Source organism: Klebsiella sp. F11, from assembly GCF_056712265.1.
Genome location: NZ_CM160060.1, coordinates 5370921 through 5384326 on the forward strand (window position 1 = coordinate 5370921; position 13406 = coordinate 5384326).

Annotated in this window: 14 protein-coding genes; 3 read left to right on the top strand and 11 right to left on the bottom strand. The window is 57.6% G+C overall.

Annotated features, from left to right (window positions below; genetic code table 11):
* Nucleotides 1-1164 carry an acetyl-CoA C-acyltransferase FadA gene (gene fadA, locus AC1M2H_RS26350; protein ID WP_480149658.1) on the top strand — a complete coding sequence of 388 codons (1164 nt, stop codon included), beginning with the start codon at nt 1-3 and terminating at the stop codon, nt 1162-1164.
* A 257-nt stretch (nt 1165-1421) separates the two neighbouring features.
* On the opposite strand, the gene fre is transcribed toward fadA, so the two are convergent.
* A complete protein-coding gene (fre, locus tag AC1M2H_RS26355; RefSeq protein ID WP_095105211.1) occupies nt 1422-2123 on the bottom strand; it encodes an NAD(P)H-flavin reductase in 702 nt (233 codons plus the stop codon).
* Between the two features lie 55 nt (nt 2124-2178).
* Nucleotides 2179-3648, bottom strand: coding sequence for a 4-hydroxy-3-polyprenylbenzoate decarboxylase (gene ubiD, locus AC1M2H_RS26360; RefSeq protein WP_426813529.1), 1470 nt, complete (start codon nt 3646-3648; stop codon nt 2179-2181).
* A 177-nt stretch (nt 3649-3825) separates the two neighbouring features.
* On the opposite strand from ubiD, the gene rfaH reads away from it, so the two are divergent.
* On the top strand, nt 3826-4314 hold the full coding sequence (gene rfaH / locus AC1M2H_RS26365; protein ID WP_426813530.1) for a transcription/translation regulatory transformer protein RfaH: 489 nt from the start codon (nt 3826-3828) through the stop codon (nt 4312-4314).
* Between the two features lie 8 nt (nt 4315-4322).
* Here the strand turns inward: rfaH and tatD are convergent, their stop codons facing one another.
* From tatD to udp, 9 genes are all read right to left on the bottom strand, one after another.
* Nucleotides 4323-5117: a 3'-5' ssDNA/RNA exonuclease TatD gene (gene tatD / locus AC1M2H_RS26370; RefSeq protein WP_480149659.1), complete on the bottom strand. Its 795-nt coding sequence runs from the start codon at nt 5115-5117 to the stop codon at nt 4323-4325.
* A 27-nt stretch (nt 5118-5144) separates the two neighbouring features.
* Nucleotides 5145-5918, bottom strand: coding sequence for a Sec-independent protein translocase subunit TatC (gene tatC / locus AC1M2H_RS26375; protein ID WP_464415006.1), 774 nt, complete (start codon nt 5916-5918; stop codon nt 5145-5147).
* 2 nt (nt 5919-5920) lie between these two features.
* Complete coding sequence (gene tatB, locus AC1M2H_RS26380; RefSeq protein ID WP_480149660.1) at nt 5921-6457, bottom strand: Sec-independent protein translocase protein TatB; 537 nt, start codon at nt 6455-6457, stop codon at nt 5921-5923.
* Nucleotides 6458-6460: 3 nt separating this feature from the next.
* The gene (gene tatA, locus AC1M2H_RS26385) at nt 6461-6712 is read right to left on the bottom strand and encodes a Sec-independent protein translocase subunit TatA (protein ID WP_480149661.1); all 252 of its coding nucleotides are present in this window, start codon (nt 6710-6712) and stop codon (nt 6461-6463) included.
* A gap of 131 nt (nt 6713-6843) precedes the next feature.
* Complete coding sequence (ubiB, locus tag AC1M2H_RS26390) at nt 6844-8484, bottom strand: ubiquinone biosynthesis regulatory protein kinase UbiB (RefSeq protein ID WP_480149662.1); 1641 nt, start codon at nt 8482-8484, stop codon at nt 6844-6846.
* A complete protein-coding gene (ubiJ, locus tag AC1M2H_RS26395) occupies nt 8481-9086 on the bottom strand; it encodes a ubiquinone biosynthesis protein UbiJ (protein ID WP_480149663.1) in 606 nt (201 codons plus the stop codon). The genes ubiB and ubiJ overlap by 4 nt, the downstream gene beginning before the upstream one ends.
* Nucleotides 9087-9098: 12 nt before the next feature.
* Nucleotides 9099-9854, bottom strand: a complete 756-nt coding sequence (ubiE, locus tag AC1M2H_RS26400) for a bifunctional demethylmenaquinone methyltransferase/2-methoxy-6-polyprenyl-1,4-benzoquinol methylase UbiE (protein WP_480149664.1) — start codon at nt 9852-9854, stop codon at nt 9099-9101.
* Nucleotides 9855-9924: 70 nt separating this feature from the next.
* Nucleotides 9925-11373 (bottom strand): DNA recombination protein RmuC, encoded by a 1449-nt coding sequence (rmuC, locus tag AC1M2H_RS26405; RefSeq protein WP_480149665.1) that lies wholly within the window; start codon nt 11371-11373, stop codon nt 9925-9927.
* Nucleotides 11374-11514: 141 nt separating this feature from the next.
* Nucleotides 11515-12276, bottom strand: a complete 762-nt coding sequence (udp, locus tag AC1M2H_RS26410; RefSeq protein ID WP_041143515.1) for a uridine phosphorylase — start codon at nt 12274-12276, stop codon at nt 11515-11517.
* A gap of 267 nt (nt 12277-12543) precedes the next feature.
* Between udp and AC1M2H_RS26415 the strand changes: the two genes are divergently transcribed.
* A complete protein-coding gene (locus AC1M2H_RS26415) occupies nt 12544-13359 on the top strand; it encodes a dienelactone hydrolase family protein (RefSeq protein WP_480149666.1) in 816 nt (271 codons plus the stop codon).
* The last annotated feature ends 47 nt before the right edge of the window (nt 13360-13406 follow it).

Consider the following 13406-nt stretch of genomic DNA (forward strand, 5'->3'; position numbering starts at 1 on the left):
ATGGAACAAGTTGTCATTGTCGATGCAATTCGTACCCCGATGGGCCGTTCAAAAGGCGGCGCGTTTCGCCACGTGCGGGCGGAAGACCTCTCCGCGCACCTGATGCGTAGCCTGCTATCGCGTAATCCGGCGCTCGATGCGACCGCGATCGACGATATCTACTGGGGCTGCGTACAGCAAACGCTGGAGCAGGGTTTTAACATCGCCCGTAACGCCGCGCTGCTGGCGGAGATCCCGCACTCGGTGCCCGCGACGACGGTTAACCGCCTGTGCGGTTCATCGATGCAGGCGCTGCACGATGCGGCGCGCATGATCATGACCGGCGACGCCAGCGTCTGCCTGATCGGCGGCGTGGAGCATATGGGCCACGTCCCGATGAGCCACGGCATCGATTTCCACCCGGGCCTTAGCCGTAACGTCGCTAAAGCCGCCGGCATGATGGGCCTGACCGCCGAAATGCTGGCGCGTCTTCACGGCATCAGCCGCGAAATGCAGGACCAGTTTGCCGCACGCTCCCACGCGCGGGCATGGGCAGCCACGCAGTCCGGGGCCTTTAAAAATGAGATTGTCGCCACGGGCGGTCACGATGCCGACGGGGTACTGAAATCATTTAACTATGACGAAGTCATTCGCCCGGGAACCACCGTCGAAGCGCTGGCCGCGCTGCGGCCCGCCTTTGACCCGGTCACCGGCACCGTCACGGCGGGAACCTCTTCCGCCCTCTCCGACGGCGCTGCCGCCATGCTGCTAATGAGCGAGAGCCGCGCCCGGGAGCTGGGGCTGAAGCCCCGCGCCCGCGTACGCTCAATGGCCGTAGTTGGCTGCGATCCGTCCATCATGGGCTACGGACCGGTTCCGGCATCAAAGCTGGCGCTGAAAAAGGCCGGACTGAGCGCCAGCGATATCGACGTTTTTGAAATGAACGAGGCGTTTGCCGCGCAGATCCTGCCGTGCATCAAAGATCTGGGCCTGATGGAGCAGATTGATGAAAAGATCAACCTTAACGGCGGGGCGATCGCCCTGGGCCACCCGCTGGGCTGCTCCGGCGCGCGCATCAGCACTACGTTAATTAATCAGATGGAACGCAAAGACGCGCAGTTTGGGCTGGCCACCATGTGCATCGGTTTAGGTCAGGGGATCGCGACGGTATTTGAGCGGGTTTAATTGAGGGGGTTCTCAACGCCACTGACGCCAGAACAGCCGAAGGCCGCATTCGGTGAGGGACACAGAAGTCCCTTATTCATCCCGCTGAGCTGACGCAAGTGAGTAATGCGGGTGAATGAGCGTAGCCAACGCAGTGATGGTGGCAATGTCGAAGAGAGAAGGTTTAGTTGCCGTTCTTCCCGCCTGTCAGGGGCGGGTTTTTTATTTCCGCAATCTGCTATCAGCCGCCCCGTCCCGCAAGAACGGGGCGCCGGGAGTCAGATAAACGCGAAGGCGTCGCCGAACAGGCGATCTTCACGGGCATGACGCTCGTTGCAGAACAGATCGCGGGCAATTTTAGCCATCTCGAAGCGACCGGCGATGTAGATATCATGCTCCGCCAGGGTGCCGTAATCCTGCAGCACCGCGGTCAGCACGGTCCCGGAACGTCCGCGCCAGTCTTCTTCCGGCTGTTCAACAACCGGCTCGATGCGCAGGCCAGGATGCTCGATGCTCAGCGCTTCCAGCTCAGACAGATCGTAGAGGTGCTTCGCCTCGCGACCTCCCCAGTAGATGGCAATATCGCGATTCGGATTGCGGGCCAAAGCCGTTAACAAAATGGAACGCACGTATGAAAAACCGGTTCCCCCGGCAATGAGAATAAGCGGACGATCCTCATCTTCACGCAGCCAGGCTTCGCCATGCGGGATATCAACCTCAATCTCACGCTCTTTCAGGATGCGATCCATTACCGCCATCGCATACAGATTTAGTTCAGAAGCGCCGATATGCAGTTCAATAAACTCCTGCTCTGCGGGGGTAGAGGCCATAGAGAACGGACGCTTGTCGCGCTCGTCCATTACCACCATCAGATACTGGCCAGCGCGGAAAGAGAACGCCGCTTCAGGCACTAATCGAACGCGATACACGGTATCGGTAATCGCCTCCACCGAGGTCACTTTACAGCTTAAGGTTGTCATGCGTCCCCTCTGTCGGGTCAATAGAGCAAAACAGCGGCGTTAGCCCCGCTTACTGTTATTTAAAGATAGCCAGCTCGTCCCAGATGGCGTCGACGCGCGCCGTCACCTCAGGATCTTTTTTAATTGGGCGGCCCCATTCTCGCTGGGTTTCGCCTGGCCATTTGTTGGTGGCATCCAGCCCCATTTTTGAACCCAGGCCGGAAACCGGCGAGGCAAAATCCAGATAATCAATTGGCGTATTTTCTACCAGTACCGTATCACGAGCCGGGTCCATCCGGGTAGTAATCGCCCAGATCACATCGTTCCAGTCGCGCGCGTTAACGTCATCATCGCAGACAATAACGAACTTGGTGTACATAAACTGGCGCAGGAACGACCATACGCCCATCATCACGCGCTTGGCATGTCCGGCGTACTGTTTCTTCATGGTGACCACCGCCAGGCGGTAAGAGCACCCTTCCGGCGGCAGATAGAAATCGACAATTTCCGGGAACTGCTTTTGCAGAATCGGCACGAAGACTTCGTTTAGCGCCACGCCTAATACGGCGGGCTCATCGGGCGGCCTGCCGGTGTAGGTCGAATGGTAAATGGCATCTTCGCGCCGGGTGATATGGGTCACCGTAAATACCGGGAAGCTATCCACTTCGTTGTAATAGCCGGTGTGATCGCCGTACGGCCCTTCCGGCGCCATTTCTCCCGGCTCAATATACCCTTCCAGCACGATTTCAGCGCTGGCGGGCACTTCCAGATCGTTAGAAATACACTTCACGACTTCCGTTTTCGTTCCGCGCAGCAGGCCGGCAAAAGCGTACTCTGAAAGAGTATCGGGAACCGGCGTCACTGCCGCAAGAATTGTCGCCGGGTCGGCGCCGAGCGCCACGGAGACCGGGAAACGCTCCCCCGGATGCGCCGCGCACCACTCCTGGAAATCCAGCGCGCCGCCGCGATGGGACAGCCAGCGCATAATCAGCTTATTTTTGCCAATCAGCTGCTGGCGATAGATGCCCAGGTTCTGCCGCTCCTTATGCGGGCCGCGGGTTACCGTCAGCCCCCAGGTAATCAGCGGCGCGGCATCATCCGGCCAGCAGGTCATAATCGGGATCTGCGTCAGGTCAACGCTCTCGCCTTCGATAATTTTCTGCTGGCAGGGAGCGCCGCGCAGGCGCTTAGTCGGCATGTTCAGTACCTGCTTGAACTGCGGCAGCTTATCGAAGAGATCGCGAAAGCCTTTTGGCGGCTCGGGCTCTTTGAGGAAAGCTAACAGCTTGCCCACTTCCCGCAGCGCGCTAACGTCTTCCTGCCCCATGCCCATCGCCACGCGCTTCGGCGTGCCAAACAGATTACAGAGCACCGGCATGGTGTAACCTTTAGGATTTTCGAATAGCAGAGCCGGGCCGCCGGCACGTAAAGTGCGATCGGCAATTTCGGTGATTTCCAGATGCGGATCGACCGGCAGGGATATCCTTTTCAGCTCCCCCTGCTGCTCCAGTAATGTCAGAAAGTCGCGTAGATCGTGGTATTTCATGGAGTTGTTATTGACCTCTATACAGGCGGCTGATTATACGGTGTTCGCCGGCGCCATGCTGTACTTTTGTTAAATTAGCGTGAAAGAATATAGAATTTTAGTTTTCACTTATAATGGCTTTCGCGATCGCTCCAGGCTTTTGTTATGCTTGCTACTAATCGAGTGGAAAGAGTTATTATGCAAGCCTGGTATTTACTGTATTGCAAGCGTGGGCAGCTTCAGCGCGCCCAGGAACATCTCGAACGGCAGGCGGTCAATTGCCTGATGCCGACGATCGCACTGGAAAAAATTGTCCGCGGTAAACGCACTACGGTCAGCGAACCCCTGTTCCCTAACTATCTGTTTATCGAATTCGATCCGGAAGTTATCCATACCACAACCATTAGCGCTACGCGCGGCGTGAACAGCTTCGTGCGTTTTGGCGCCCAGCCGGCGACCGTACCCTCGGCGGTTATTCATCAGCTCTCGATCTATAAACCGGAAGGCATTACGGACCCGGAAACGCCGCACGGGGGCGATAGCGTGCTGATTACCGACGGCGCGTTCGAAGGCCTGCAGGCGATCTTCAGCGAGCCGGATGGCGAAACCCGCTCGATTCTGCTGCTAAACCTGCTTAACAAGCAGGTGCTGCAAAGCGTCAAAAATACCGACTTCCATAAAATCTGACGGCACGGTTAAAAGCGAACGCCAAACAGCGTTCTGGCGTTCGCGTCCGTAACCTCTTCCAGCCTCTGAGCCTCCTCGCCGCGCCAGCCGGCAACGCGCGCCAGAATATGCGGCAGATGCATGGGCTCATTACGCCGGGAGTTGGGTTTAGGGCTCAGGTCCCGCGGCAGTAAATAGGGCGCATCGGTCTCAATCAGCAGGCGATCGGCCGGGATCTCCGTCAGCAGATTGCGCAGCTCAAGGCCGCGGCGCTCGTCGCATACCCAGCCGGTGATCCCGATATACAAACCTCTTTCCAGACACTCGCGCACCTCATCACGACTGCCGGTGAAGCAGTGCAGCACCGCGCCGGGCAGCTTATCCAGCCACGGCGCGAGCAGCGTCAGAAAGCGCTCGTGGGCGTCGCGGCAGTGCAAAAAGACCGGCAGCGAAAGCTCGGCCGCCAGCGCCAGCTGCGCGCTAAACGCCGCTTCCTGCTCCGCCGGCGTCGAAAAGTTGCGGTTGAAATCGAGGCCGCATTCACCAATAGCGACCACTTCCGGCCTGCGCGCCAGCTCGCCGATCGCCGCCGCGACCGACTCCGTCCAGCTGCTGCCGTCATGCGGGTGTACCCCTGCGGTTGACCAGCAGCGGGAATAGCGTCGCGCCATCTGCTGCGCCTGTTCGCTTTCATGGAGATTGGTGCCGGTCAGCAGCATACCGGTCACTCCGGCGGCCTGAGCGCGGATAACGACCTCATCGCGATCGCGGGAAAACTGTGAACTGGTCAGATTTACGCCAATATCAAACATCGCCACTCCCATATGACAACCGCCCTGACGGGCGGTTAGTTACTCTTCTTTACTGCCCGCCTCTTCGGCGGCGGCATCTTCATCACGCGTCAGTCGTTTTCCGGTGTAGAAGCGGGCGAAGAAGACGCCAACTTCAAACAGGCAGTACATCGGAATCGCCAGCAGCGTTTGCGAGAATACGTCCGGCGGCGTCAGCAGCATACCCACAACGAAGGCGCCGACCAGCACATAGGGCCGCTTCTTACGCAGATCGTCCGGCGTGGTAACGCCCATCCAGCACAGCAGCACGATGGCCACCGGCACTTCAAACGAGACGCCGAAAGCGATAAATAGCGCCATAACGAAGTCGAGATAGCTGCGGATATCGGTGGAGACCTGCACGCCTTCCGGCGCCGCGTGCGTCAGGAAGCCAAACGCTAGCGGGAATACCACAAAGTAGGCGAAGGCCATACCGGTGTAGAACAGCAGCGTGCTGGAGACCAGCAGCGGCATCACCAGCCGGCGTTCATGCTTATACAGCGCCGGCGCCACAAACGCCCAGACCTGATAAAGAATGACCGGCACCGACAATATGATCGAGACCATAAACGTCAGCTTGATCGGCGTAAAGAAAGGAGAGGCTACGTCCGTGGCGATCATCGTCGCGCCAACCGGCATCTGTCGGATAAGCGGAGCCGAAACCAGCTGATAGATGTCGTTGGCAAAGTAAACCAGCGCCAGAAAAATCACCAGAATCGCGAGAATGCTGTTGATCAGACGCTTACGCAGCTCAATCAGATGCGAAATTAGCGGTTGAGTATCGTCTACGCCCATTTTTACGGTTTATCACTCGATGCGGGGGAGGAATCGGTCGCTTTTACGGCGGCGTTTTCTTTGGCTTCAGGAAGCTCGGCCGACGGCGACAGCGGCTCATCGACAGCGCTGGCTGGCGCATGAACCGGCGCGCTGGCCTGATGCTCGGCCGTCGCCGGCGTGATGTCCTGGCGCTGTTCTTCGCTGCCCTTCACAACCGGGTTATGGATAGTGTTCGCTTCGTCACTGGCTTTCTCAGGATCGTGAGCGGAATAAGATCGCTTCATGGATTCGGCCGCTTCACGCAGTTCGTCCATGGAGGCCTTCAGCTCAGGCGTCAGGTTGTCCAGGCTCGCCTTTTCGACCTTCTTCAGGCTTTCCTGAAACTCCTGCAGTTTTAGTTCCTGAGTAATCTCATTTTGTACGGTGGCCGCCAGCGAGCGCAGCGTACGGATCCAGCTCGCCACCGTTTTTACCGCTACGGGCAGCCGCTGCGGCCCCAGCACGATGAGGCCAATCACAAACACCAACAGTAGTTCACTAAAACCGATATCGAACACGAATTACACCTGCTCTTTGTCGTGGCGTTTTGTCTCGTCTTTTTTCGCATCATCCTGCTTATCAGCGATGGATTTCGCCGCGAAATCCGCGTCCGGAGCCCCATTTTCAGGCTTTTCATCATCATTCATGGCCTTTTTAAAGCCCTTGATTGATGCGCCTAAATCCGACCCCAGCGAGCTCAGCTTTTTTGTCCCAAAAAGCAGAACGACGATGACGACAACAATTAATAACTGCCAGATACTGATACCACCCATACACATTCCCCTATGACAGATGATGAATTAATGGGACGCATTATACACGTCATCTCGCGGGCCGCCTCTTCGTCAGGACGCACGCATGACTTCGCGCAACAGCCAATGCGCCGTGATGAAGGCAATATCGCTTAGCCCGTTTTGCGCCAGCCAATCAGCCAGGTCACAACGCCACCGGCCATTAGCCAGCCGGGCATCAGGCCCCACTCCGGCCGGTGGATGAACAACAGGGTACCGCTAAGTAATAAAACGGCGCCTATACCAAACAGATAACGGGACTGTCCCTGACGAACGTGCCGCACCTGGATATCGCGGACAATCGTATCAACGCTGTTCTGCAGCTGTTTGCTTTGCTGCAGGCTTTGGTACACCAGCTCCGGTATCTCCGGCATTCTTTCGATCCAGAACGGCGCTTTTTCCTTGAACGCGCGTACCAGCGCCGGAATGCCGACCTGATCTTTAATCCACGACTCAAGGAAAGGCTTCGCCGTTTTCCACAAGTCTAACTGAGGATAGAGCTGGCGGCCTACCCCTTCTACGTAAAGTAATGTCTTCTGTAACAATACCAGCTGCGGCTGAACTTCCATATTAAAGCGCCGGGCGGTGTTGAACAGGTTCAGCAGCACATGGCCAAAGGAGATTTCAGCCAGCGGCTTTTCGAAGATGGGTTCGCAGACGGTGCGGATGGCAAATTCGAACTCTTCAACGTTTGTATCCGCCGGCACCCAGCCGGAATCAACGTGCAGCTCGGCAACTTTGCGGTAATCGCGGTTGAAGAAGGCAATAAAGTTTTCCGCCAGATAGCGCTTATCCTCTTTATTCAGCGAACCCACAATACCGCAGTCAATACCGATATATTTCGGGTTCTCCGGATGCTCATAGCTGACAAAAATATTCCCCGGGTGCATGTCGGCGTGGAAGAAGCTGTCGCGGAATACCTGGGTGAAAAAGACCTGCACACCCCGCTCGGCGAGCAGCTTCATATTGGTGCCCTGAGCCTCCAGCGCCTCGACATCGGAAACCGGGATGCCGTAAATCCGCTCCATCACCATCATGCCTTCGCTGCAGTAATCGGAGTAAACCTCCGGCACGTAGAGCATCGGGCTATCTTCAAAATTCCGCCGCAGCTGGATAGCGTTTGCCGATTCGCGCAGCAGGTTAAGCTCATCGAGCAGCGTTTTTTCATATTCGCGCACCACTTCCTGCGGGCGCAGGCGGCGGCCGTCGGGCAACAGGCGAGGTACCCAGCGCGCCAGGCGATAGATAAGCTTCATATCCGCCTTAATAACCGGCACGATATCCGGGCGGATAACCTTAATCACGACCTCTTTGCCGTTCTCTTTCAGACGCGCGGTATGCACCTGGGCAATCGAAGCGGAAGCCAGCGGCTCAATCGAGAAATCATCAAACCATGCCTCAACCGGAAGGCCGCCCATCGCCTGCTCGATCTGTTTTTTGGCCAGTTGGCCATCAAACGGCGCCACGCGATCCTGCAGGAGCGCAAGCTGATCGGCAATTTGCGGAGGAAAGAGATCGCGGCGGGTTGACAGCATCTGGCCAAATTTGATCCAGACCGGCCCCAGCTCCTGTAACGCAAGGCGTAAGCGCTCGCCGAGCTGTTTGTCTTTATGGCGATTCGGCATCCAGAACAGCATCCGTCGCCAGATACGCAGCGGCAGCGTGATGCGCATTTTGGGGATCAGCTCATCAAGCCCGTAACTCAAAAAGGTGCGGATAATAAGATACAGGCGCCGTAATTCTCCTGGCGTCATTTGCCCTCCAGCATGTCCAGCCGTTTTTCAAGCGCAGCCAGGGCGCGTTCCGCAGCGGCGGTCTCTTCGCCAAACCAGGCCATTTCCAGCGGCCCCGGCGTCAGACGCCACTCTTCGGTGAGCGCCTCAGCGATATACCGCTGCTGGCGCTGCGCGCCGTGCAGCAGGAAGCGGGCGCCGGTGCGGAATACTTTGCTGACGCCCTCGGCGACGATATCGCCGGTATACGGGGCCAGCAGCTCTGCGGGATCGAACTCCGCCAGATCGCACAGCGTCACCATATTCTGCACCACCTGCAAATCGCCCTGCACCTGCAGGTCGCCGCTGCGGATAAGCGCGGTAAGCTGCTGACGATTGCGCAGCTGCGACAGGACGCTCAGGCGGGTGATGACGGTACAATCCGCTACGCCTTCCCACGCGCCGAGTACATCGACCTGGCGGTCGCTAAAGGCCAGAACCACCGGCGTCGCCAGCTCCTGCAGCTCCACGCGCAGCACTTTCCCTGACAAACGCTGACGCGCCGGTTTTAAGGCTTTATCACGCCAGAGAAAGGTATTCAGGACCGTCTCAATACCGGCGGTGACCAGTGGTTTGAAAGGCATAGCGTCCCCCTGTCAGAACTTATAACCGCGGTGTAACGCCACGATACCTGCCGTCAGGTTGTAGTAGTCGACGCTTTCAAAGCCCGCATCCTGCATCATACCCTTCAGGGTTTTCTGATCGGGGTGCATGCGAATAGATTCCGCAAGGTAGCGATAGCTTTCGCCATCGTTGGCCACCAGCTCTCCCACGCGCGGCAGGATATGGAAGGAGTAGGCGTCGTACGCTTTGCTCAGCGGCTCAATAATCGGTTTTGAAAACTCCAGCACCAGCAGACGTCCGCCCGGCTTCAGCACCCGGTACATGGAGCGCAGCGCTTTTTCTTTATCGGTGACGTTACGCAGGCCGAATGAAATAGTGATGCAGTCAAAGGTGTTATCGGCGAACGGCAGCGCTTCCGCATTGGCCTGAACGTATTCAACGTTGCCGATAATGCCGACGTTGCGCAGCTTTTCGCGGCCCATTTTCAGCATTGAATCGTTAATATCTGCCAGCATGACGCGGCCAGTCTCGCCGACCAGGCGGGAGAATTTTGCCGTCAGGTCGCCGGTGCCGCCGGCCAGATCCAGCACGGTTTGCCCGCGACGCACGCCGCTGCAATCGATGGTGAAACGCTTCCACAAACGATGAATACCGAACGACATCAAATCATTCATCACATCATATTTTGCGGCCACAGAATGGAATACATGCGCCACCATGTCCGCCTTCTGCTCTTTGGCAACCGTCTGAAAGCCAAAGTGCGTCGTTTCTTGTGAATCCTCAACCATCTCAATGCCTGCTTGCTTATCAAGAAAATGTTCGTCGAGTGTAACAGATTTAGCGCATTTCCCATACGGTTCAACGCGGCTGAGAACCCTCACCCGACAGCGATGCAGCGAAAGATTCTGACGAAAAATCGTTATTTTCCGATGAGTTATCTTCATCATCCGGCCGGTATTCATCGTCCCGGGCGGTTGCCTGTTCGACTAAGTCAGGATTAATCCCGCGCTTAACCTCCACCCCGAGGCCGCGAAAAGCTTCAGCCTGCATCAGCAGGTTACCGCGGCCGGAGGCCAGCTTTTTCATCGCCTGGCGGTAATTATCCTGCGCTTTGTCGAGGCTCTGGCCTATTGCGGACATATCATCGACGAACAGCCGCATCTTGTCGTACAGGCGGCCCGCACGTTCGGCAATTTTCTGCGCATTGCGGCTCTGGTGCTCATAGCGCCAGAGATTGGCAATAGTACGCAACGCCACCAGCAGCGTGGTGGGGCTGACCAGCATAATATTGTGCTGCAGCGCTTCGCTGATCAGTTCGGGCTGGCGGTCTATCGCCAGCAGAAATGCGGGCTCAACGGGGATAAACATCAGGACGTAGTCGAGGGATCGCAGCCCCGGCAGCTGTTGATAATCTTTCCTGCCAAGCAGGCGGATATGGCCGCGCACCGACGCAATGTGCTCCTGCAGCGCCGCCTCGCGGGCGTCATCATCTTCGGCGTTGAAGTAGCGCTCATAGGCCACCAGCGTCATTTTGGCATCGATGACCACGTCTTTTCCCTGCGGCAAACGGACGATCACGTCCGGCTGCATTCGCGAGCGGTTTTCCGTTTCAATGCTGACCTGGGTCTGATATTCGTGGCCTTCCCGCAGCCCGGAAGCCTCCAGCACGCGGGTTAGAACCACTTCCCCCCAGTTACCCTGGGTTTTGTTATCGCCCTTAAGGGCGCGGGTCAGGTTGAGGGCCTCCTGGGCCATCCGGGTATTGAGCTGCTGCAGATTGCGAATTTCATGGGCCAGCGTGTGGCGCTCCCGCGCCTCCTGGCCGAAGCTCTCCTGCACCTGACGACGAAAGCCGTCCAGCTGCTCACGCAGCGGCGTCAGCAGGCCATGCAGGCTTTGCCGGTTCTGCTCGTCAACCCGTCGGTTGCTGTGCTCGAAAATACGGTTAGCCAGATTTTCAAACTGCTCGCTAAGGCGCTGCTCGCTGTTGACCATCTGGCGAATTTTCTCTTCCGCATGTAGCCGGGTGGAGTCAAGGCGGGTGGTGACTTCGCGGAGATCGGCCTCCAGCGAGCTGTTGATCTCGCGCAGGCTGCGCAGCTCATTATTCAGCAGCTCGCACTCATCGCGCCAGTGGGCCGCCTGCACCAGTTGCTGGCGGGCCGAGCTCAGCTCAATATCCAGCTCGCGCCGCTCTTCGATAAGGTCGGCACGCGTCCGATCGGCGGCGGCCTTCGTCGCCAGCCAGCCGACGACCAGCCCTGCGACCAGCGCCGCGATGGCACTTATAATCATTGAGATATCCACAACGCCCCCTGCTACTGCAGCCGCTTACGGCACAAAAATAGGATTGTGCTGTACAAACGTCCAGTTTAAAAGGAATTTCCTGCGAGGCGCAGCGCAAAAAAGAGAGGCCGGACGAGCCGGCCTTTGCAACAAGGGGAGGAACTACAGCAGACGGCGAGCCGCTTCAACGACAATTTTCACCGCATGGCTTTCAGTTTGCTTCATGGTTTCAGCGTTAGGGATTTCCTGCTGGGTGCGGTTGACGATCACCCCGGCAACCATCCCGGCGCGCAGGCCCTGGCTGGAGCACATGGTCAGCAGCGTGGCCGATTCCATTTCGTAGTTCATCACGCCCATCGCCTGCCACTCTGCCATCGAGCCTTTAAAGCGGCTCACCACGCGGCCGGAGACGGTGTCATAGCGCTCCTGGCCCGGATAGAAGGTGTCGGAAGAGGCGGTCACGCCGATATGGGTCGTTGCGCCGATAGATTTGGCCGCTTCCACCAGCGCGGTGGTGCAGGCAAAGTCAGCGACGGCCGGATACTCCATTGGCGCGAAGTGCAGGCTCGCGCCGTCGAGACGCACGGATGCGGTGGTCACCAGAACGTCGCCAACGTTGATATTCGGCTGGATGGCGCCGGTGGTGCCGATACGCAGGAAGGTATTGATTCCCAGCTGGGCCAGCTCTTCCACGGCAATCGACGTTGATGGGCCGCCGATACCGGTAGAGCATACGATCACCGGCTTGCCGTCAAGCTCGGCGCGCCAGGAGGTAAATTCGCGGTGGGATGCCAGCTTGACCGGCTTATCCATCAGCGCGGCGATCTTTTCCACACGCTCCGGATCGCCAGGGACGATAGCCAGCGTAGCCCCTTGTAAATCGTTTTTGGTGAGGCCGAGATGAAAAACATCAGACTTAGACATAAAAAACTCCTCTGTGGGTCGAATTATCAGCAGAAGCAAAACGGTACTTTATAGAAGCCACCCGCTTAATTTTGTGACGACAATCACCATGAATGAAAATCATTGCAACTCTATTCCACTAAATAGTGAGATTCGTCACATTAACAAGTTATATTCGCTGCGCCTGAACAAAAGATAGCCTGTTTCGGGCACTGTGATTTGTTAACGACTGGTCTTAAGAGTCTATAGTTATCGATGCGCTAATAAATTAAGGGTACGGAGAATACCATGACCACAACCAAGCAACCCGGCTTTGCACCTGCAGCCATCCCGCATGCATCTACCGCCGTTCATACGCCGGAAGAGAGCATTACCGCCGGAGAAACCTCGATCCCTTCCCAGGGAGAGAATATGCCGGCGTACCATGCCCGGCCGAAAAATAGCGATGGACCGCTGCCGGTGGTTATCGTGGTACAGGAAATTTTCGGCGTCCATGAGCATATCCGCGACGTTTGCCGCCGCCTGGCGCTGGAAGGCTATCTGGCGATCGCCCCAGAGCTGTACTTCCGCCAGGGCGATCCGAACGAGTACACCGATATCCCAACGCTGTTCCAGGAGCTGGTCAGCAAAGTCCCGGACTCGCAGGTGCTGGCAGACCTTGACCACGTCGCCAGCTGGGCGGCGCGTCATGGGGGCGATGCCCATCGTCTGCTGATCACCGGCTTCTGCTGGGGCGGGCGTATTACCTGGCTCTACGCCGCGCATAATCCGCAGCTGAAGGCCGCCGTCGCCTGGTACGGCAAGCTGGTCGGGCAGAAAACGCTGAACTCCGCGAAGCATCCGGTGGATGTTGCCGTCGATCTTAACGCGCCGGTGCTGGGACTCTATGGCGCGAAAGATGACAGCATCCCGCAGGATACGGTAGAGACCATGCGCCAGGCGCTGCGCGCCGCCAACGCGACGGCGGAGATCGTGGTCTATCCACAGGCCGGCCACGCGTTTAATGCCGACTATCGCGCCAGCTACCATGAGGAGTCGGCGCAGGACGGCTGGCAGCGCATGCTGGCGTGGTTTGCCCAGTACGGCGGCAGCAAGAAGGCTTAAGCTTACGCTTTCGGTGCATAAAAAAGAGGAGGCCTTAGCCTCCTCTT

What these genes read in the sequence shown, in the direction of transcription:
- fadA (WP_480149658.1), top strand. Translation starts at nt 1, where the DNA reads ATGGAACAAGTTGTCATTGTCGATGCAATTCGTACCCCGATGGGCCGT.
- fre (WP_095105211.1), bottom strand. Translation starts at nt 2,123, where the DNA reads ATGACAACCTTAAGCTGTAAAGTGACCTCGGTGGAGGCGATTACCGAT.
- ubiD (WP_426813529.1), bottom strand. Translation starts at nt 3,648, where the DNA reads ATGAAATACCACGATCTACGCGACTTTCTGACATTACTGGAGCAGCAG.
- rfaH (WP_426813530.1), top strand. Translation starts at nt 3,826, where the DNA reads ATGCAAGCCTGGTATTTACTGTATTGCAAGCGTGGGCAGCTTCAGCGC.
- tatD (WP_480149659.1), bottom strand. Translation starts at nt 5,117, where the DNA reads ATGGGAGTGGCGATGTTTGATATTGGCGTAAATCTGACCAGTTCACAG.
- tatC (WP_464415006.1), bottom strand. Translation starts at nt 5,918, where the DNA reads ATGGGCGTAGACGATACTCAACCGCTAATTTCGCATCTGATTGAGCTG.
- tatA (WP_480149661.1), bottom strand. Translation starts at nt 6,712, where the DNA reads ATGGGTGGTATCAGTATCTGGCAGTTATTAATTGTTGTCGTCATCGTC.
- ubiB (WP_480149662.1), bottom strand. Translation starts at nt 8,484, where the DNA reads ATGACGCCAGGAGAATTACGGCGCCTGTATCTTATTATCCGCACCTTT.
- ubiJ (WP_480149663.1), bottom strand. Translation starts at nt 9,086, where the DNA reads ATGCCTTTCAAACCACTGGTCACCGCCGGTATTGAGACGGTCCTGAAT.
- ubiE (WP_480149664.1), bottom strand. Translation starts at nt 9,854, where the DNA reads ATGGTTGAGGATTCACAAGAAACGACGCACTTTGGCTTTCAGACGGTT.
- udp (WP_041143515.1), bottom strand. Translation starts at nt 12,276, where the DNA reads ATGTCTAAGTCTGATGTTTTTCATCTCGGCCTCACCAAAAACGATTTA.
- AC1M2H_RS26415 (WP_480149666.1), top strand. Translation starts at nt 12,544, where the DNA reads ATGACCACAACCAAGCAACCCGGCTTTGCACCTGCAGCCATCCCGCAT.